Raw genomic sequence first — 19576 nt, forward strand, 5'->3', positions numbered from 1 at the left:
AAAAGAAAACGTCTTATTCAATTATGCCTCGGCATAATTGCGTCCTGAATCGGCTTTGTGTTTACACAAAGAACTCCTTTCCGATTCCGTGACATCCACCGGAGGCTTTAACTTCTTTCAGCTACAGTCTCCCACCTATAGAGGTGGGAGACTGTAGCTGACGCTTTGCTTTCGCTAAAAGACATTTGCTGAAAGAAGTTGAAAACAAGACGTCATCTTTGTATTATTTTGAATAGTGTTCACGTAGTGTTTTCATCCATTCCTCATCAAATTCAGTAGATACGCCCCAGCCATCAATAATTTCATTTAGATTGAGCATCGTTGTGTTATCTTTTAAATCACTTTGTTTAATTAACTTTGCTGTTAAATCATACTCTGTTGGTGTTTCTTCACCCGCTAATTTTTTTGCCATTAAACGCATATTCATACGCCCAATTAGCGCTGGATCTACAGCAGCTGTCGAAATCCATTGACTTTTATCTTCTTTCATTAAGTTAATATCTTGGTTTGATACATCGATTGAGACCAATTTAATGTCTAAACGATTGTTGTCTACTAACGATTTATAAGCCCCTTTTGCTAACTCATCCCATGAGCCCCAAATGGCATCTACTGTACCTTCTGGATATTTTGCTAAAACGGCATTCACTTTTGCAGCAATGTCACCTTGTATATCTTGGAAATTAGTAGGTCCAATTGTTTCTAAAGTGACAATCTCACCTTTTTCCTCAAACTCTTTATATATTTCCTGACGTCTATCTAAAGGAGATAATCCTCCAAACCATAGTTTAATAACCTTTACGGGCTCCTTACTCAAATCCGCAATTTCTTGAAGAGATAAACGTGCTAACTCATAATCATCTTGGAATGTTGCAGTAACACCATCTAAACTCTGACCATTCTTTTTAGCGACAGTATCAAATAATGTCACTTTAATTCCTTTATCAACAGCAGGCTTAATCATGTCATATGAATAATCTTCTTTTCCGTGCGAAATAATAATACCGTCATAGTCTTGCTGTGTAATTTGTGAAACTAATTCTTGGAACTTAGCATCATTATTTTCAACTATATGCGTATCCACTTTGAACCCCAAAGCTTCACCTTCCTTACGTGCACCATCTAAAAATTGCTTCGTATGATCGTCTGATGCTAGATTACGTAATACAGCAATTTTTTTGCCGTTTTGTACACCTTCAGGCACACCTTCAATAATTTCATTTGTGCCACTTCTATCAGTATTCCCGTTATCATTACTACAAGCTGCCAAAACAAGCATTCCCACAAGCATCAACGAGACTCCAAGCCTTTTCATGAAAATCCCCCTTTTCTATTAAAAATGATATGAAACTCTCGGTTAAGCATCGATTTCGTAATAATCATATTATTCAGAATATTTTTTGTCAACTTAAAATGTTAAATTAAATCATTTTTTAGTTATTTTTTTTCATTAGTAATTATGTTTTGTTTATTTTAAACTAAATAAATTATCAAAAAGGTTTATTATTTCACAATACAGAAGAATATATAATATCAACTCTTTTATCTTCGTGATTACCTACATATCTTTTTGGTAGTTTTCTCGATTCTTAAAGGGTTTTTAACTAAGCTAGTATTTATTTATTTCGCTATGATTCAATCAGTCACCAAACAAATTATTAAAAGAACTGTTTTTAAAAATAGTATTTGGCAACATCTATTTCTTGTGATAAATGTTCCGATAAAAACAAAATTCATTCCGATAAAACATAAAATTGTTCCGATAAATCTCGAAATCTTTCCGATAAAACGTAAAATTGTTCCGATAAATCTCGGAATCTTTCCGATAAAACATAAAAAACAGTGAATCCGCATTTGGATTCACTGTTTCTCTTTAGAATTTTGAGCCTTTATCGCCGTATTCGTTTAGTAGTTCTTCAAACGATTTGTTTTTTTCGCGTTGTTTGCGCTCAAAGGCTAGCTTTGCTTGGCGCTCTTCTTCTGCGGCCTGCTCTTTCGTTGTTAAATCTTGCTTGGCAGCTTTTAATTTGGCAAGCACGTCACCGCCTAGCTGATCGGCTAATGTAACTGCCTCCTGCTTTGGTAGACTAGATGTTACGCTACTATCCACGCGTTGCTGCTGTTTTCTTTTCTTTCCCATTGCAATTCACCTTCTTATTCACTTCAAGGGCGCTTGACAACTGTTGCCACACCTTGCCCACCACCGATACATAGTGTTGCGAGACCTGTTTTTGCATCACGCTTTTCCATCTCATGTAAAAGCGTTACTAAAATACGTGCTCCGCTTGCACCAATTGGGTGGCCAAGAGCAATTGCGCCCCCGTTCACATTTAGTTTATCATGATTAAAGCCTAGTTCGCGATCTACAGCGATAGATTGAGCTGCAAAAGCTTCATTTGCTTCAATTAAATCTATATTATCTAACGTCACATCAGCCTTTGCCAATGCTTTCTTTACGGCCGTTACAGGGCCAGTCCCCATAATAGCTGGGTCAACACCCGCACTTGCATTCGCTGTAATTAGTGCCATTGGTCGAATGCCTAACTCTTCCGCTTTTTCTTTCGACATGACAACGACAGCCGCTGCACCATCGTTAATGCCTGATGCGTTTGCTGCTGTTACGGAGCCATCCTTTTTAAAGGCAGGACGTAGTTTTGATAGCGACTCAGCTGTAACGCCTTGACGCGGGAATTCATCTTTATCAAAAATAATAGGATCGCCCTTGCGCTGAGGAATTTCCACCGTTACGATTTCATCGTTAAACTTCCCTGCTGCCATTGCCTCTTCTGCACGCTGTTGTGAACGTGCTGCAAAGGCATCTTGTTCCTCTCGAGAAATCTCATAGACATCACATAAATTTTCAGCAGTAACGCCCATATGGTAGTCATTGAATGCACACCATAATCCGTCATGAATCATCGTATCGACTACTTTTTGATCCCCCATGCGGAAGCCTTCTCGTGCATTTTTTAATACATATGGTGCCTGGCTCATACTTTCAAAGCCACCTGCAACGATAATATCCGCATCACCTGCTAAAATGGCTTGTGTCGCTAAGTGAACTGCTTTTAGACCTGAGCCACAAACTTTATTAATCGTTAATGCAGACACTTCATGTGGTAAGCCTGCTGCAATCGCTGCTTGACGAGCTGGATTTTGACCAAGTCCAGCCGATAAGACATTCCCCATAATGACCTCTTCAACTTGTTCACCTGCTACACCAGCACGTGCTAATGCTTCTTTAATAACAATACTTCCTAATTTTGTCGCTGGTACGTCCTTTAATGTTCCTTGGAATGAACCAATAGCTGTACGTACAGCACTTACTATTACTACCTCTTTCGTCATAAACATTCTCCCCTTTTCCCCGTTCAAAAATGAACACTGCATGCATATGCTACTAGCAGATATATCTATTTTAACAAATATTTTGACGATTTTCGATAACAGAAATAATCGCAGTTTTGCCAAAGATAATGTAAAATGTTGACGTGTTTTAAACAATCTCAGTTGGGAACATTACAATTAAGAAAGTGCATACATACGAATGATGTCGCTTGTATGCCTAGACAGCAAAAGAAACAGGACGTGGAGGTGCTAATAATGAAAAAGAAAATGCTTTTATTTTCAGGTATAACGACGACGATTGCCGCAGCAGCAACTGGTCTTTTCGGCTTCGCGCTCTCCAATAAATTAATGTACATTAAGCAAAAGGATCCTGAATTTGTTCGTGAACGTGAAACCACTGCTAAACGTTTTGACGAAGCTTGGTACAATAAAAATTTAAAATGTGAATTAAATATTGATTCTCCAAATGGTTATACGATTCGCGGTATTATGTTTCAGCCATTGGAAACAAATAATACCATCATTATTTGCCATGGTGTAACAGAAAATAAAATCAACTCTGTCAAATATGCTCGACTTTTTGAACGACTTGGTTACAATTCCGTTATTTTTGACCATCGTAGACATGGGGAAACAGGTGGGAAAACGACTAGCTACGGCTATTATGAAAAAAATGACCTTGACGCAGTTGTCAAAACTGTGAAGGCAATGATTGGTGAAGACGCCATTCTTGGTATACATGGTGAATCGATGGGTGCCGCAACAATGCTCCTATATGCAGGAACTGTAGAGGACGGTGCGGATTTCTATATCTCTGATTGTGCATTTTCTGATTTTTCAATGTTGCTGAAACAAATTGCGAAGACAGAATTTAAATACGGCTCGATTATTCCCATTCGTTTTGCAGATTTCTTTGTCCGCTTGCGAGATGGTTATTCCTTTAAAAGTGTGACACCTTCTGAGGCTGTAACAAATATTGAAAAGCCAGTGCTCTTTATCCATAGTATTCCTGACACATTTATCCCAGCTTCTATGTCACTGGATCTATACAATAAAAAAACCGGTCCTAAGAAGCTGAAGCTATTTGATAAAGGTGCTCATGCACAGTCCTTTAATGAAAATATGGCTGAATATGAGGATTTAATCCATGACTTTTTAGAAAATTTCATCTATCAAAAAATTAATCGTGATTCTTCTTCGTCTAATGTCATTCCATTTCATTTTTAGTACAAACGACAAACACTATTGTGTCAATAGGTGTCATTTAAATAAAAAATAGTTCTTCTGCAAAGCGAGGGGTTGATTTCCGTTCCGACTGGGCGCTTTCCTGGGGGCGTCCGATGAGCCGCTTCACTCGCGTTGCTCGCTCCAGGGTCTCATCTGTGACGCTAATCCCCAAGGAGTCGCCCAGTCTCCACTCCAATCAACCAATTCACTCAGCACGTCATTATAATTCCTTCAACAATGTATTTGTGTGAAAGCAATGCGGTACGACTCTCACAGACAACATAAAAAACCTTGCGACACTGAATGAACTGTACGCAAGGTTTTTAAATTTTTTATTCAGCAAAAACAATATGCCACTCTTCGCGTTTTGCTAAAAATTCTTTAGCTAACGCTTGTGCACCTTCTAGACTATGGCTAGCTGCCCAGCCGCATTGCACTTCATTGCACGCAGGAACTGCAGTGGCCTTTGTTACATCTGTAAATGTTTTTTCTAAAATATTTAATAAATCTTCGTAATCATTGTGATTGATTAGCGATACATAAAACCCTGTTTGGCACCCCATTGGACTGAAATCAACAATATGATCAGAGTAATTGCGAATAATGTCTGCCGATAAATGCTCTAAGGAATGCAATGCAGGTATTTCCATATGCTCTTTATTTGGCTGTTTAAAACGAATATCGTATTTGTACACTTCATCGCCATTTTTTCCTGTTTTAACACCTGCTAAACGTACATATGGCGCTTTTACTTTCGTATGATCTAAATCAAAGCTTTCAACATTTGTTTTTTCTTTCTGCAATGCACACAACTCCTTTATATAGAATATTTCCATTATAACGAGTTTTCCGATAGATTTATATGTTTTTTACGCATTATTCAAATAATTTATAAAAATCAATTTTGCCTTGGTGTAATTGTAGCTGTCGCTTTGCTTTCGCACAGAAAACAATTGTTGCTGTCGCTTCGCTTTCACACAGAAAACATTTGCTAAAAGAAGTTAAAAAAACAACCAGCCCCGGCTTGGACTAGTTGTTCTTTAAAAATTCCAATTATTTTTGGAATTTATTCATTTGTGACATCATTTGACGTACTTGCTTTTCAGACGGAGTACGACCCATTTGCGCCATCATCATACGAATCATTTGTTCGTTAATTGGTGGGTTTTCTTTTAAATATTTCATCATAGCTTGACGAGCTAAAAAGAAACCAAGTGCTGCGCCCGCTGCTAATGCGATAATTACAATAATAATCCAGCCCCATGTAGGCATACAACCAACCTCCTCCACTACAATATATACCGAGAAAAAAACTCTCCACGCTCCATTATACACCAAATATTAGCGTGTTACTATATATTGTAGTGAAATTTCCTAGTGCATTGTATACTTCATTGGCTTTAGCCACCCACACTCATTATCTTGTTTATTAAATGCAATAAAACGCTCGCTCATCTTCGCAAGCATTTGGAATAGATCCAAATCAAGCATACGTGATCCCTCACAATAGACACAAATTTTGCGTTCCACCAAATAAATAGCCATCTTCCCTTTTATAGGATGTTCTAAAAATAAAGCATTACGAGCTCTCTCTAAATGTGCATACTTGGAATCTAGTTGCGCCTCTAGCATCGTAGCAATCTCATCGAAGCGAACGGTTTCACATATATATGCAAGCTCTTTTAAGGATTTCTCGTTAGCGTCTTCACAGCCTTGCATCATTTCTAATAACTTGCGCTCTCTGCCGAAAATAAACGTTAAATGCTCTTCTTTTATTTTATATATGGAATAGGTTCTCACTAGAAATCCTCCTTCGCTCATTTCTTTTTCATAAGTATAACTCATTCAAACTCTTTAATTTGTCAAACGAAGGAAGTATTCATCTTCTATTTTTGTCGAAAACTTTCTACTTTCAGTTCTATCAAATACTTTATGTTTTACAAATTTGAGCTTCTTCTATAGTACTTAGAATATTCTCAGCCTCAAGACCTAGAGTAAAATCAATTTCCAGTCCGTTTTAGCAAAGCTTTCTAATAGGTAATATAAAGGTACAAACGAAAGGAGCTAAAACATATGAGAAAATTTTTTCTATTAACAGGAGGCATCATCGCAGGATGTGTTGCACTTGCCTTAACAGGACCACTTGCTGGTCTACTATTTTCAGGATTGTTTGTAGCACTCGGTATGCATTTCTACACTGCAAGTAAATCGTCATTCGGCAAAATCGTATGGGTTACAGTAGGTCTGATAGGTGTTCTATCAGCAATATCTAATATCCCAGCAATGATTGGTTTAGCAGCAATCGCTGTCATCTACGTTATCTATAAAAAATGGAACAACGAAGATGTAAAAATCCCAACAATTGAAGCTAAAGAAGAAGATCCGTTTACAAACTTTGAAAAAGAATGGTCTAACTTAACAAAATAAAAGGAGCGAATTTACATGAACTTATTTCAACGTTTTAAATATTCAATAGAGGCAGACTTGCATCATTTATTTGATAAGAAAGAACAAAAAAATCCAATTGCGATGTTAAACCAATACATTCGTGAAGCAGAAAAACAAACAGAGCAAACTGGAAAATTATTAGAGCGTCAAGGTCAGTTAAAAGAAAAACTAGAGCAGGAATTTAAACAAAATGCAGAATTACTGGCTAAACGTGAGGCTCAACTAAAATTAGCTACTACTAGCAGCGAACAAGATTTAATCGATTTTGCTTCGGATGAAGTTACTGCTTACACAGCACGTAACAATACATTGCAAGCTAGTATTGAGGCTAGTACACGTGAATATTTCGAGCTTGAACGCAAATTTGAAACGATGAAACACAAAATAAAAGATATGAAAGTGCGTCAATTACAGCTTATGGGTAAAGAAAACGTAACACGCGCTCACCATCAAATGGACGGTATGATTGCTAAAAACAATAAAACCAACTTTGAAGATTTAGAATCATACATCGATAAGCTTGCTTACCAAATCGACAAAGATCATGAAGTAACATCTTTCGAGTCTCGTCTTGCACAGCTAGAAAAAAATGTCATAGAAGATAACGAACCACTGCTAATTGAAAACAAATAACATGTTATAATAAAAGAAATAAGGGATGCCTCAATTATTGAAGCATCCCATTTCTTTGAAGAAAAAACTTTTGAAGGTGACCAAAAAGAGATAGAGGAAATAATCTTAATGAAAAAAAGTGTAAACAGAAAGTGGTTTAGTCCTATGATTAAAATATGTCTTTTTGCTTTTTTTATACTTATATTACTTATATTCATGTTATTAGGTTATCGCTTCATTGTACAACAACAAATTAAACAAAAAAGTGCTGAAATTATCGAAAATGGTGGTATTAGTGAGTTAAAGGAAATCAATGTAAATGGAGATAAACAATATATATTAGTGGAAGGAAAAGATAAGGAGAAACCATTTTGTTTATTCCTACATGGTGGGCCAGGATCACCATTCCCTTATGGCGTGAGTGCTCGAACATTGTATCCTGAAATAACCGAGAATTGCGTAGCAGTTTATTATGATCAAAGAGGTTCCGGAAAAAGTTTTAACAAGAAATTAACGAATACTACAATGACCCTTTCTCACTTTACAGAAGATGCTAATATAATAGTGGATTATATTAGAGAACATTATCAACAGGAAAAAATATTTGTCATTGGTCAGTCCTTCGGTACAGTAATTGGAACTCAATTAGTGTCTAATTATCCTGAGAAGTTTCATGCCTACTTAGGAATTTCTCAATTAACAAATATTAGTAAAGGCCAAGAACTTGGATACAATTGGTTACAGAGTGAAGCTATAGCTAATGAAGATAAAAAAACACTCCGAATTTTAGAAGATTTAGGAAAAGGTCCTTATTTAGCAAAAGATGAGGATCAATTTAGCGATCTTATCAATCAATATAAAGGCATGAATTATTTTGATGATACGATCAAGAAAGTCAATCTCTTTGAATTGATAAAAGGGGCTTTTACTTCCCCTGATTACTCTTTACAGGATCTGTATAAAGCATTTATTTCAGGGCCACAATTTAGCCTTATAAAAAGCCAAGAACTAAAAAAAGAAATCATTCTTACTAATTTTTTTGATTCTGTAAAAAGTATAGATATACCCGTTTATTTTATACAAGGTAAATATGATAAACAGACGAACTATGAATTAGCAAAGCAATATTATGAGTTATTAGATGCACCAAATGGTAAGGAGTTTATCACTTTAGAGCACTCTGCTCATTATCCAAATACACTTGATTCAACATTGATGAATGATACAATCAAAAAAATGCTTGAAGATCATTAATAATACATTTAAAAAAAATATTTAAGAGAAGTTCGTCTTCTCTCATCAATTTGTAGAAAGAAGGGTGACCCTCTTGCAAAATTTCACAACTAATAAGCTCACATTTTGGGTACTATGCTTCTTTTTACTTGTTTTTGTGGAGCTCACAATTTTTAATAACGGTGGCGCCTTTTGTCTATTGATTGGGGTAGGACTTCTTTATTTAAGCTTCTCGAAAAAAAATCGTTTCTTTAAATGGACAGGAATTTTCTTTATCTCGATTGCACTCTTTACGATGTGGAGTTTACGCTTATTTATCGTCATCATTCTCTTTTATATGCTCTATCAATACTTACAAAGAGAAAACTCAGCAAAAGTTGTTGGTTTGGAACTTTTCGAAAAGCTTCCCGCTACGAAAAACGAATTATTCGGTACATTGCCTACACCAGTGGAAGCCTATAAATGGCAAGATGTCCAAATACAGCGACTTGCAGGCGACATTACGATTGACACAACACAAACAATTTTACCAGCCGGCACAAGCATCATTACGATTCGACAAGGCATTGGTAAGGTTCAAATTTATATCCCATATGAAATTCCATTCCGCTTACACTATACGACATTGTTTGGTGAATTAAAATGCCTACATCTCGGACCACAACGCTTACTCAATGAAAGTGTAAGTTTCTCAGATGGAAACCCCGAGGATGCAAAGCGTACACTTGTCATACATGTTGCAACATGGCTTGGGGACTTGGAGGTGCTACGTAAATGATTGCCTTTATCTCAAGAATATTTACTCTACTTTTTATTTTGATGAGTGCTACATTCGGTCTCCTTGTCGCTGTTTGGGGCGAGCCAAACGAGAAAACATGGGAGCCATTATGGCAGCAGAATTATAATAATATTCCACTCGGTGGCTTTATTGCGGTCATTCTTTTTTCGCTTAGTTTAGTGATTGCAAGCTGGATTAGTATGACTGCCCGTGCCAGAGAAGCTCAGGCAACTCGCATCGTGAAACAGTTAGTTGAACCTGATTTTGTATTACCTAAAAAACAGCCTTTACCAAAACCTTTGAAAAAAGCTTTAGTTCAAACAAGTGAGTTAATTGATACTCAACGCAAAAGCTTACAGCGCTTATCCAATGAACGTGCAGAAGCTAATGATAAAATTATTCAAGAGCGAATTATTGCTGAACGTCAACGCCTTGCTCGTGAGCTCCATGATTCTGTATCACAGCAATTATTCGCAGCTTCGATGTTACTTTCCGCCTTAACCGAAACCGATGAAAATGCTACAAGCTTAAAGCAGGTCGAAAAAGTTGTGCAACAGGCACAGCTTGAAATGCGTGCATTATTATTACATTTACGTCCAGTAGCCCTCCATAATAAGACGCTTGCACAAGGTCTTGAGGAACTTATTATTGAGCTGCAGCAAAAAGTATTTTTTCATATTGAATATGAACTTGAGGAAATGGCGTTATCCAAAGCTGAGGAGGATCATTTATTCCGTATTGCACAGGAGGCGTTATCGAATACGCTACGCCATGCCAAAGCGAGCGAAGTTGAATTACTGCTCGTTGCCCGTGATGACTTAGCGATTTTGCGTATTCAGGACAATGGGCTCGGGTTTGATGTCGAAGCTGATAAATCTGCTTCTTACGGACTGCAAAATATTGCTGAACGTGCTGTAGAAATAGGCTGTACGTACAAAATTGTATCGGTGCCTGGAGAAGGTACAATTGTAGAGGTTAAAGTTCCTCTACAGAAGGAGGTTGAAGTGAATGATTCAAGTGTTAATAGTGGATGACCATGAAATGGTGCGTATCGGTGTTTCTGCTTATTTATCAGCACAACCTGATATCACAGTTGTAGGTGAAGCTGAAAACGGTAAAGAGGCAGTGGAGCGTGCTCTCGCTCTCCGCCCAGATATTATTTTAATGGACAATGTGATGCCAATCATGACAGGAGCTGAGGCGACAGCTGAAATTTTAGCTGCCTGGCCAGAGGCAAAAATTATGATGGTGACAAGTTTTTTAGATGATGACAAAGTCTATCCTGCATTAGAGGCTGGTGCAGTCAGCTATATTTTAAAAACGTCCAATGCGAAGCAAATCGCTGAGGCCATTCGTAAAACAATGGGCGGCGAAACTGTTTTAGAGCCAGAAGTAACATCAAAAATGATGCATCGCATGCGCCACGGCAATAGTACCCCACTGTATGAGCAGCTTACCGAGCGTGAAATGGAAGTATTATTGCTAATGGCTCAAGGCAAAGCCAATCAGGAAATCGCCGATGTCTTATACATTGCATTAAAAACCGTAAAAACACATGTCAGTAATATTCTAGCGAAGCTCGAAGTTCAAGATCGCACACAAGCAGTTGTCTACGCTTTTCAAAACGGGCTTGCGAAGTAAATTTGATTTATCAGGGTTTTTGCTGGGGTTATCAGCGATTTCCGCACTTTTATCAGCGATTCTACCCGGGTTATCAGCGATTTCCCTCCTTTTATCAGCGATTCTACCCGGGTTATCAGCGATTTCCGCACTTTTATCAGCGATTGCGTCTGTTTTCAAAAAAATACGAAACTGCATTTCTATCAATGCAGTTCGTATTTTTTTAGCCTAATTTTTTAAAAATTCTTGCAGCTCGTTTACATTGTTCACTATATATGTTGCTTGTGCATCTGTTAGTTCTTCAAGTGAGCCATAGCCATAAGTAACACCGATAGAATCAATTTGATTTTCATGTGCCCCAACAATATCGTATTTACGATCTCCAATCATAATCAATTGATCGATATTCACTTCATTAAAGTGTTCGCGTACAAATGCGATAACTTCTCCTTTAGCTGAGCGTGTCCCATTTAAATTGCTACCTGCCACAAGGTCAAAAAAATGTTCGAGATTGAAATATTGTATAATTTGCTCTGCAAATACAGTTGGCTTAGATGTAGCTATTGCTAACTGATATCCATCCTTCTGTAAACATTCTAATACTGAGGATATATTTTGATACAGTTTATTCTCATACATGCCGGTTTGGATAAAACGTTCACGGTAATAGGCAACCGCTTGCTGTATTTGAACATCATCCAATCCATATATTTCTCGAAATGATACTTGTAATGGTGGCCCAATAAATGTTTCAAGCTGATCTAAATCTTCTTCAACAATACCAATTTTTTGTAAAGCATATTGAACAGATTTCGTTATCCCTATTTTAGGATCAGATATTGTACCGTCTAAATCAAATAAAACAACGCTATACTTTTTCATTACTAGCTCTCCTTTTATTGTTAAAGAATTGATTGATATACTGTTGAACCGAAATCATGAATATCCTTGATATAATCAAACCCTTCAGGTGAACCAAAGCTGTTAAATCCACGAACTGCTACAATATTTTCTTTTGGAATTACCAATAAAGCAACACTTGTGTAACCAAGCAATTGAAAGCTTCCTTGTGGTAATATTGGGCTTAACTCTGTAATCCCTTCTCTCTGTTGAGGCTGAACAAACCAAAAAAAGCCATTAGTGGGCAAGTTCTTTGGTTTAGAATTCGGGGATTGAATTGTCGTTAATAACTGTATGATTTCTTCAGGTATAATTTGTTTTCCATTTATTCTCCCTTTCTCGAGATGCACTTGCCCCCACTGAGCTAGCTCTCTTAATGAGCTATACATATTCATTTTGCTGCCATCACATACTTCGCTTTCATACCAAAATGGACGATCATTATGTATTACTTCAATATGCTGTTCGTTTTTTTCACTGAACCAATTTGTTTCAGTAAAAGACAATGTCTGAAATACTTGCTCATCCACAATTTCCGCAATAGTTTTTCCAGTAGCTTTAAAAATGACTTGTGCAAGTAGTTCTACATTGATATCTCGGTATCCCCAGTTATTGCCTGCTTTGAATTCCTGCATCACTTTTTCATTTTGGCGACGTAAACCGTGAGTATGTGTTAGTAGATGTCTAATTGATACATCGGCAAAAACTTTTTCATTCTCTAAATAATCACTTAGTGTATCATCTATTGAGGCAATATAGTTATGAAATATCGCATATGCTACAGCAAATCCTACATATGTTTTACGAACTGAAGCAAGATGAAAAAGAGTATGTGGTCCTACTCTTTTGGCGTCTTGTTGTTGTCCTTGCACACCAAAATATTCTTCTAGTACGGTTTGACCATGTTTATTAATAATAACTCCGCCACCTGTACAATCTAATTTTGAGAAAGTTTTCTTTACTTGTGTGAGTATAGCTTGTGAATTCATTTAAATACCCCTCAACATTTCTAGTTCGATTCCTACACTTATCATTGTATATCAAATGGAAATTAATACTAGATAAGTTTCTTAATTCAAGAAACCTTTTATTACCAAAAACGTTATTATTTTTAAGGAGGGGTTATGTGGATACTAGATTTACTTATAAGCATTTCGTAAATGATAATATGTTTTCACTTCTTGATCCGATTTTTGAAGCTATCCTACTTTTTGCTGTTTTACTACTCATTATTGTGATTATAAAAAAAGTATCTATTTGGTTTTGTTTACTTTTTGCAAGCCTCTCCGTCATTGTCACAGGTCAGCTTCTTTGGTTTAGTGGGATTATTGTTGATGAACTAAACCTTGGAGGAAGTTCCAAGGCCTTTTACTACTTTGTTGCTATACTTCTAATTCAATGTGCAGCTATATGGATTTCTTTAATGAAATCTTCTAAACGCGAAAAAATACCGCAGCACTCAGTGGAAATTTAACCCCCTCTGAGTATTGCGGTATTTAATAAATTATAGCGCTTTTACCTTCGCTACAACATTTTCTACTGTGAATCCGTATTTTTCCATTACTAATTCACCTGGTGCAGAAGCGCCGAACTTGTCAATTGCAAGAACGTCCCCTTCAAAACCAGTGTATTTATGCCAGCCGAATGATGCGCCCATTTCGATTGCTAGACGTTTTGTTACAGCTTTTGGAAGAACAGCTTCTTTGTAAGCTGCGTCTTGTTTTTCGAAGCGATCCATAGATGGCATTGAAACAACTGCCACATCCATGCCTTCAGCTTTTAGTGCTTTTTGTGCTTCAACTGCAAGTGAAACTTCAGAGCCTGTTGCAATTAAAATAGCATCTGCCACTTCTTTTGTAGCAGGAGATACTGTATAAGCGCCTTTTGTAACACCTTCACGTACTGTATCAATAGATGCGTCAAGAACAGGTAAGTTTTGACGAGATAATACTAAAACAGTTGGTATTTTTTCAGATGCTACTGCTAGCTCCCATGCAACTGCTGATTCATTTGCATCAGCTGGACGAACAACAGATAGATTTGGCATTGCACGTAAAGATGAAAGGTGTTCGATTGGTTCATGCGTCGGACCATCTTCCCCTACAGCAATTGAGTCATGTGTAAATACATAAGTAACAGGAAGACCCATTAATGCAGAAAGACGTACAGCTGGACGAACATAATCAGAGAATACGAAGAATGTACCACCGAATACGTTAAGACCACCGTGAAGCGCCATACCGTTCATAGCTGCACCCATTGCAAATTCACGTACACCGAACCAAATATTACGGCCAGCATAATCATCTGCAGAGAAATCTCCAGCGTCTTTCATCGTTGTTTTGTTTGAGCCAGCAAGGTCAGCTGAACCACCGAAGAATGATGGAGTTTTCTTCGCAATAGCATTGATTGCATCTCCAGAAGAAGAACGAGTTGCTACTGATTTACCTGCTTCATAAACTGGTAATTCTGAAGCGAAATCTTCCGGTAATTGACCATTCATTGCGTTTTCAAATTGCACTGCTAATTCTGGGAACTCTTGCTTATATGCTTCAAACTTAGCATTCCAAACTTCTTCAGGTTGTGCACCTTGAACTTCAGCAGCTGCTGCGAATGTATCATATGCTTCAGCAGGAATTTGGAATGGCTCGTGTGCCCATTCATAAGTTGCTTTTGTTAAAACGACTTCATCTTGACCAAGTGGTGCACCGTGAGAAGCAGCTTTACCTGATTTGTTTGGTGAACCAAAACCGATTACAGTTTTCACTTCGATAAGTGTTGGCTTGCCAGTTGATTTTTTAGCTTCTTCGATAGCTGCATTAATTGCTTCAACATCTGTACCATCAGCAACTTTTAAATAGTTCCAGCCATAAGATTCAAAACGCTTTTGAACATTTTCTGAGAATGATTTTTCTAAATCACCATCTAAAGAAATATCGTTTGAATCGTATAAAACGATTAATTTTTCAAGTTTTAAGTGACCTGCTAAAGAGATAGCTTCAGCTGCTACACCTTCCATTAAATCGCCATCGCCACAAAGTGCAAATGTATAGTGATCAACGATGTCATGTCCTGGTTTATTGTAAGTAGCTGCTAAATGGCGTTCAGCCATTGCCATACCAACTGTCATAGCAATTCCTTGACCTAGAGGACCTGTTGTAGCCTCTACCCCTACAGTATGACCATATTCAGGATGTCCTGGAGTTAATGAATCCCATTGACGGAAGTTTTGAATTTCTTCCATTGGTAAGCCGTAGCCACCAAGATGAAGTAGGCTGTATAGAAGCATAGAGCCGTGACCTGCAGAAAGTACAAAACGATCGCGGTTAAACCATTTTGGATTCGCCGGATTATGGCGAAGTTGTTTTGTCCAAAGCGTATAAGCCATTGGCGCTGCCCCCATCGGTAAACCTGGGTGACCTGAGTTTGCTTTTTCAATTGCATCGATTGACAAAGTTCGGATAGCATTAATCGCTAGTTGATCCGCATGTTGAGTCATTATTTTGTGACATCCTTTCTCGTCCTATATATTGTTCTTTTACAGTTTAGTCAACATTGCTTCAGAAAACAATGGTTTTGTTATACTATTAACGTTTTATAACATACTTTATAGAAATGTGTCATATTAATTGAGAAATTTATTTTTTTTCGCTTGTTTTACTTTTTCTGGTGTTACATCATTTCCTTCAGCATCTACCACTTTTACGTTTTCAATTGTATCTCGCATCGTTGCTCTAAATGTATCTAGATATTCTTTACGAAGCGCTGATCGTTCCTTAGCTTCTGCCTCTGTTAATGTACCACTTTTAGCCTTTGCAGAAAGTTCATTGATTCGGTTAATTTTTTCTTTTGATAACATAATTACACACCTTTCAATACATATCTTAATGAATATGGTATGCAAAGTATAGCATGAATTTTCTTAAAATGCAGTTATACCAACCTTTCTAGTATCCTTATATTTTAGAAGTAAATACCATATATTGCATGACTTTGAGAAATTCCAAGTGTATAACTAATTTATAGGGTTCTAAAACAACAATCAATTTATGCTTGGAGGAATGCAAATTGTTTATCAAAATGAACAGACTATTAATAAGAGAATTTGAGGTTCAAGATTGGCTAGCTGTCTATGAATATACTTCAAATCCAAATGTGATGAGGTATATTCCGGAGGGCGTTTTTAATGAGGCACAAGCAAAAAAGTTTGTTTCAGAAAATAGCGGGGAAAAAGCAAAATACTTCCCTATTATTTTACTAAACGAAAATATTGTTATTGGTCATATTGTTTTCCATCAATATTTTGGTGATCATACGTACGAAATTGGCTGGGTATTGAATCCGAACTATTTCAATAACGGTTACGCCTCAGAAGCAGCAAAAGCTGTACTGGACTATGGATTTAAAGAAATGAAACTGCATAGAATTATTGCTACATGCCAGCCAGAAAATATCCCATCCTATAAAGTGATGGAGAAAATCGGCATGAGACGTGAGGGTTATTTTAAAAAATGTATACCACACAATGATGATTGGTGGGATGAATACTATTATGCAGTCTTAGATGAGGAATGGGTATAAGATACTTTCACTATACTGCTATGTCGAGTTCTAAATCTTCGTTGTTAAATAGATGGGAGAATTATATGAAAAAGACCGCTATATTATTGTATCCCCAATTTAGTGAATATGAATTGAGTGTAGCATTATCTATATTAACGCAAGGTGATAAGCCCACTATTACTGTTGGGTTAAACAATGAAAAAATTAAAGGGGAATCAGGGTTATCTTGTATAGCCGATACACAAATAAGTAAAGTTAATCTTGACGAAATCGATAGCTTGTTGCTACCAGGGTGTATGGATATAGCTTTACTAATAAATGAGCAAGAATTAATTGATTTTATTGGTAATGCGAATGCCAAAGGAGCAATTATTGCCAGTATTTCTAGCTCTCCATCTCTTTTAGCGAAAGCTGGAGTATTAAAAAACAAAAAGTATACTGTTGGATTGCCGCTAGAAGGTATAAGAAAATTAGACTTCTTCGATCTTAATTATTTCTCTGACGATCTAGTTGTACAAGATGGTAACATAATAACTGCAAGAGGTAGGGGTTTTATACAATTTGGTATTACTGTGGGTAAAGCCCTACATCTCTCTTTTGATGAAAATTGGTACAGAGAATAACGAAATAGCTCTAATTGATATGAAAGCATGTAGCAGTAATAGATGAGATAAATCTTTTCCAACGTTATAGTGAATTATTGAGAAAGAGAGGTAGAAATTATATTGCTACTTCTCTTATTTTATGTTCACAATCCAACATTTTAAATGGATGGATGGATTTATTTATTCTATCCATCGCTTTCGCCATTCTACCGTCACTACTCGGTCCTTCACCTTCATCTAGAGCCTATAAAAATAAAAAAATCAGTGGGACAATCAAACTCCCACTGATTAAAACATCATTTTATTTCGTTTCCCTCTTGATGTTCCCGATATCTCCTATGGACAGTAGCTTTGCTTACATCAAAGCCTAGCCCCCTAAGAGTCATAGCGATTTCCTCAAAGGTGAAGCCTCGATTGCGGAGCTTGACGATTTCTTCTACAGGGACATCTTTACGTTCTTGACCGTTTGGATTCCCTCGATTAGATAAATTGTTTTCAGGGCGATAGCCATTTTCAACGGCACGACGCATGCCACGGCGTATTTTAGCATTATGGATTCTCCGCTGGTATTCCTCTACAATTGCTAAAATTTCTAGGAGCATCGTATCCATTTCATTTAATTGTAAAGGTCCCTCGTCTCGCATAGAAAAAACATCCGTTTCAGTTTTCTGCAATAAATGCAACACTGCCATTCGAGCATTTCCACGTCCTAAGCGTGTTTCATCCTGCACGAATAATGCTTCTATTTCTTTTTCTTTAATAAAATCGAGCATTTCTAATAATCCTTCACGTTCCACATCATAGCCGCTATGCTTATCCTTAAAAACAAGCTTCACTTCGTAGCCCTGTTCTTTAGCATAGCGCATCAACTCCTCCTGCTGACGTTCTAACGAGGAACTTTGTGTCTCTTTTTCTGTACTCACACGGCAATAGACAACAGCCGATTGTTGATTATTTATCATTTTTCGTTTCTCGCAATTTCAATTGAATTTATAGGATTGGGTTGGTCACCCACTACTGGAATCACTAGAGATTTACCTGCAATAATTTGTACGTTCGATAATTCATTTTCTGTTTTCACAAGCTTAATCCATTCATCCGTTTTCATTTTACCACGGTATTGATCGGCTAACGACCATAAGCTATCACCATGTGCGATTTCAATTTCTGTGTACGTTACATCGCCTGGGTTTGTTATAAAAAGGTATGCTGCAAAAAGTAGACAAGCACCTAATAAAGTTGTAATATGTGGATTTTTCTTTAACCAGTTCATGTTTAAAACCCCTTTTCAAGAATGTTTGTTCGGAATATATGTTCTCATAATAGTACGAACAAACGTTTTTGTCAAACACTTTTCGAACCTATGTTTGCTTAAGTGTTCGCATTCTGTTATACTACTAATAAGTAGAATGATTAGAAAAAAAGAGGTGAGCTATCATGAAAAAAGTTTCGAAAAGACAAGAAGCCATATTAGAGTTCATTAAAGAAGAAGTGCGTGCAAAGGGGTATCCACCTTCTGTACGTGAGATTGGTGAAGCAGTTGGACTTGCTTCAAGCTCAACAGTTCATGGACATTTATCTCGTTTAGAGCAAAAAGGCTTGATTCGACGCGATCCAACTAAACCACGTGCCATTGAAATTCTAGAGCCAGAGGATTCTATTCAAAAGCAACATGTTATACATGTCCCACTTGTTGGGAAGGTTACTGCAGGTTCTCCGATAACTGCTATTGAAAATATCGATGAATATTTCCCACTACCAGATACTTATGGTACTAGTGAAGATCAATTATTTATGCTAGAAATTATGGGTGAATCAATGATTGAAGCTGGTATTTTAGACGGAGATTTAGTTATTGTTAAACAAAAAGCAACAGCTGATAATGGTGATATTGTCGTAGCAATGACTGAAGAAGATGAAGCTACTGTAAAGCGTTTCTTCAAGGAAAAAAATCATTTCCGTTTACAACCTGAAAACTCAACAATGGAGCCAATTATCGTAGACCAAGTTTCTATTTTGGGGCAAGTTGTAGGTCTTTATCGTCGTGTACATTAAAAGTATCTCAATATTAAAATATAAAAAGAGGATTTTATGTTCACAGAGGAGCATATACCTCTTTTTCTTATCTTTTGAGTTCCATTTTTTACAATCGAGTAGGAGACTAGCCATTAATTGACTAGTCGACCTCTCCCACCACCGTACGTACGGTTCCGTATACGGCGGTTCGAAAGTTTTATGGGTT

General features: G+C 37.0%; 23 protein-coding genes. 11 read left to right on the top strand and 12 right to left on the bottom strand.

Going from position 1 to position 19576, the window contains the following annotated elements:
• Window positions 1–223 precede the first annotated feature (223 nt).
• From ABH968_RS17925 to ABH968_RS17935, 3 genes are all read right to left on the bottom strand, one after another.
• Entirely contained in the window at window positions 224–1315 is a 1092-nt protein-coding gene (locus ABH968_RS17925) for a sugar ABC transporter substrate-binding protein (protein ID WP_370046114.1), read from the bottom strand.
• Window positions 1316–1873: 558 nt separating this feature from the next.
• Complete coding sequence (locus tag ABH968_RS17930) at window positions 1874–2140, bottom strand: YqkE family protein (protein ID WP_370046116.1); 267 nt, start codon at window positions 2138–2140, stop codon at window positions 1874–1876.
• Between the two features lie 23 nt (window positions 2141–2163).
• Window positions 2164–3348: an acetyl-CoA C-acetyltransferase gene (locus ABH968_RS17935; protein WP_370046118.1), complete on the bottom strand. Its 1185-nt coding sequence runs from the start codon at window positions 3346–3348 to the stop codon at window positions 2164–2166.
• A gap of 255 nt (window positions 3349–3603) precedes the next feature.
• Between ABH968_RS17935 and ABH968_RS17940 the strand changes: the two genes are divergently transcribed.
• Window positions 3604–4575: an alpha/beta hydrolase gene (locus ABH968_RS17940; protein ID WP_370046120.1), complete on the top strand. Its 972-nt coding sequence runs from the start codon at window positions 3604–3606 to the stop codon at window positions 4573–4575.
• Window positions 4576–4907: 332 nt separating this feature from the next.
• Here ABH968_RS17940 and ABH968_RS17945 read toward each other — a convergent pair whose 3' ends face one another.
• From ABH968_RS17945 to sirA, 3 genes are all read right to left on the bottom strand, one after another.
• Window positions 4908–5411, bottom strand: a complete 504-nt coding sequence (locus ABH968_RS17945) for an S-ribosylhomocysteine lyase (RefSeq protein WP_370046122.1) — start codon at window positions 5409–5411, stop codon at window positions 4908–4910.
• Between the two features lie 217 nt (window positions 5412–5628).
• Window positions 5629–5847 carry a YneF family protein gene (locus ABH968_RS17950; protein WP_049668607.1) on the bottom strand — a complete coding sequence of 73 codons (219 nt, stop codon included), beginning with the start codon at window positions 5845–5847 and terminating at the stop codon, window positions 5629–5631.
• 102 nt (window positions 5848–5949) lie between these two features.
• The gene (sirA, locus tag ABH968_RS17955) at window positions 5950–6375 is read right to left on the bottom strand and encodes a sporulation inhibitor of replication protein SirA (RefSeq protein ID WP_053483154.1); all 426 of its coding nucleotides are present in this window, start codon (window positions 6373–6375) and stop codon (window positions 5950–5952) included.
• Between the two features lie 273 nt (window positions 6376–6648).
• On the opposite strand from sirA, the gene ABH968_RS17960 reads away from it, so the two are divergent.
• The 6 genes from ABH968_RS17960 (at window position 6649) to ABH968_RS17985 (ending at window position 11287) form a co-directional block, all read left to right on the top strand.
• The gene (locus tag ABH968_RS17960; RefSeq protein ID WP_370046124.1) at window positions 6649–7002 is read left to right on the top strand and encodes a lmo0954 family membrane protein; all 354 of its coding nucleotides are present in this window, start codon (window positions 6649–6651) and stop codon (window positions 7000–7002) included.
• A 15-nt stretch (window positions 7003–7017) separates the two neighbouring features.
• Entirely contained in the window at window positions 7018–7656 is a 639-nt protein-coding gene (locus ABH968_RS17965; protein ID WP_370046125.1) for a PspA/IM30 family protein, read from the top strand.
• A 108-nt stretch (window positions 7657–7764) separates the two neighbouring features.
• Window positions 7765–8889, top strand: a complete 1125-nt coding sequence (locus ABH968_RS17970) for an alpha/beta fold hydrolase (RefSeq protein ID WP_370046127.1) — start codon at window positions 7765–7767, stop codon at window positions 8887–8889.
• 64 nt (window positions 8890–8953) lie between these two features.
• Window positions 8954–9646, top strand: a complete 693-nt coding sequence (liaF, locus tag ABH968_RS17975; RefSeq protein WP_370046129.1) for a cell wall-active antibiotics response protein LiaF — start codon at window positions 8954–8956, stop codon at window positions 9644–9646.
• Entirely contained in the window at window positions 9643–10680 is a 1038-nt protein-coding gene (locus ABH968_RS17980; protein ID WP_370046130.1) for a sensor histidine kinase, read from the top strand. Before liaF ends, ABH968_RS17980 begins: the two co-directional genes overlap by 4 nt.
• Window positions 10655–11287, top strand: coding sequence for a response regulator transcription factor (locus tag ABH968_RS17985; RefSeq protein WP_370046132.1), 633 nt, complete (start codon window positions 10655–10657; stop codon window positions 11285–11287). Before ABH968_RS17980 ends, ABH968_RS17985 begins: the two co-directional genes overlap by 26 nt.
• Before the next feature lie 207 nt (window positions 11288–11494).
• On the opposite strand, the gene ABH968_RS17990 is transcribed toward ABH968_RS17985, so the two are convergent.
• Window positions 11495–12148, bottom strand: coding sequence for an HAD family hydrolase (locus tag ABH968_RS17990; RefSeq protein ID WP_370046134.1), 654 nt, complete (start codon window positions 12146–12148; stop codon window positions 11495–11497).
• Between the two features lie 20 nt (window positions 12149–12168).
• Window positions 12169–13155 carry a serine hydrolase domain-containing protein gene (locus ABH968_RS17995; protein ID WP_370046135.1) on the bottom strand — a complete coding sequence of 329 codons (987 nt, stop codon included), beginning with the start codon at window positions 13153–13155 and terminating at the stop codon, window positions 12169–12171.
• A 137-nt stretch (window positions 13156–13292) separates the two neighbouring features.
• Between ABH968_RS17995 and ABH968_RS18000 the strand changes: the two genes are divergently transcribed.
• Window positions 13293–13640 (top strand): hypothetical protein, encoded by a 348-nt coding sequence (locus ABH968_RS18000; protein ID WP_370046137.1) that lies wholly within the window; start codon window positions 13293–13295, stop codon window positions 13638–13640.
• 30 nt (window positions 13641–13670) lie between these two features.
• On the opposite strand, the gene tkt is transcribed toward ABH968_RS18000, so the two are convergent.
• Together tkt and ABH968_RS18010 are read right to left on the bottom strand one after the other, a co-directional pair.
• Complete coding sequence (tkt, locus tag ABH968_RS18005) at window positions 13671–15665, bottom strand: transketolase (RefSeq protein ID WP_370046139.1); 1995 nt, start codon at window positions 15663–15665, stop codon at window positions 13671–13673.
• A 126-nt stretch (window positions 15666–15791) separates the two neighbouring features.
• Window positions 15792–16025 carry a DUF896 domain-containing protein gene (locus ABH968_RS18010; RefSeq protein ID WP_370046141.1) on the bottom strand — a complete coding sequence of 78 codons (234 nt, stop codon included), beginning with the start codon at window positions 16023–16025 and terminating at the stop codon, window positions 15792–15794.
• A gap of 209 nt (window positions 16026–16234) precedes the next feature.
• On the opposite strand from ABH968_RS18010, the gene ABH968_RS18015 reads away from it, so the two are divergent.
• On the top strand, window positions 16235–16747 hold the full coding sequence (locus tag ABH968_RS18015) for a GNAT family N-acetyltransferase (RefSeq protein ID WP_370046142.1): 513 nt from the start codon (window positions 16235–16237) through the stop codon (window positions 16745–16747).
• A 65-nt stretch (window positions 16748–16812) separates the two neighbouring features.
• Window positions 16813–17352: a DJ-1/PfpI family protein gene (locus ABH968_RS18020; protein ID WP_370046144.1), complete on the top strand. Its 540-nt coding sequence runs from the start codon at window positions 16813–16815 to the stop codon at window positions 17350–17352.
• Window positions 17353–17630: 278 nt separating this feature from the next.
• On the opposite strand, the gene ABH968_RS18025 is transcribed toward ABH968_RS18020, so the two are convergent.
• Both ABH968_RS18025 and yneA read right to left on the bottom strand, forming a co-directional pair.
• Entirely contained in the window at window positions 17631–18296 is a 666-nt protein-coding gene (locus ABH968_RS18025) for a YneB family resolvase-like protein (RefSeq protein WP_370046146.1), read from the bottom strand.
• Window positions 18293–18607 (bottom strand): cell division suppressor protein YneA, encoded by a 315-nt coding sequence (gene yneA / locus ABH968_RS18030; RefSeq protein ID WP_370046148.1) that lies wholly within the window; start codon window positions 18605–18607, stop codon window positions 18293–18295. The genes ABH968_RS18025 and yneA overlap by 4 nt, the downstream gene beginning before the upstream one ends.
• 164 nt (window positions 18608–18771) lie before the next feature.
• On the opposite strand from yneA, the gene lexA reads away from it, so the two are divergent.
• Entirely contained in the window at window positions 18772–19389 is a 618-nt protein-coding gene (lexA, locus tag ABH968_RS18035) for a transcriptional repressor LexA (protein ID WP_053483178.1), read from the top strand.
• The last annotated feature ends 187 nt before the right edge of the window (window positions 19390–19576 follow it).

It is taken from the genome of Lysinibacillus sp. RC79, from assembly GCF_041262405.1.
In the GTDB taxonomy this organism is placed as follows: domain Bacteria; phylum Bacillota; class Bacilli; order Bacillales_A; family Planococcaceae; genus Lysinibacillus.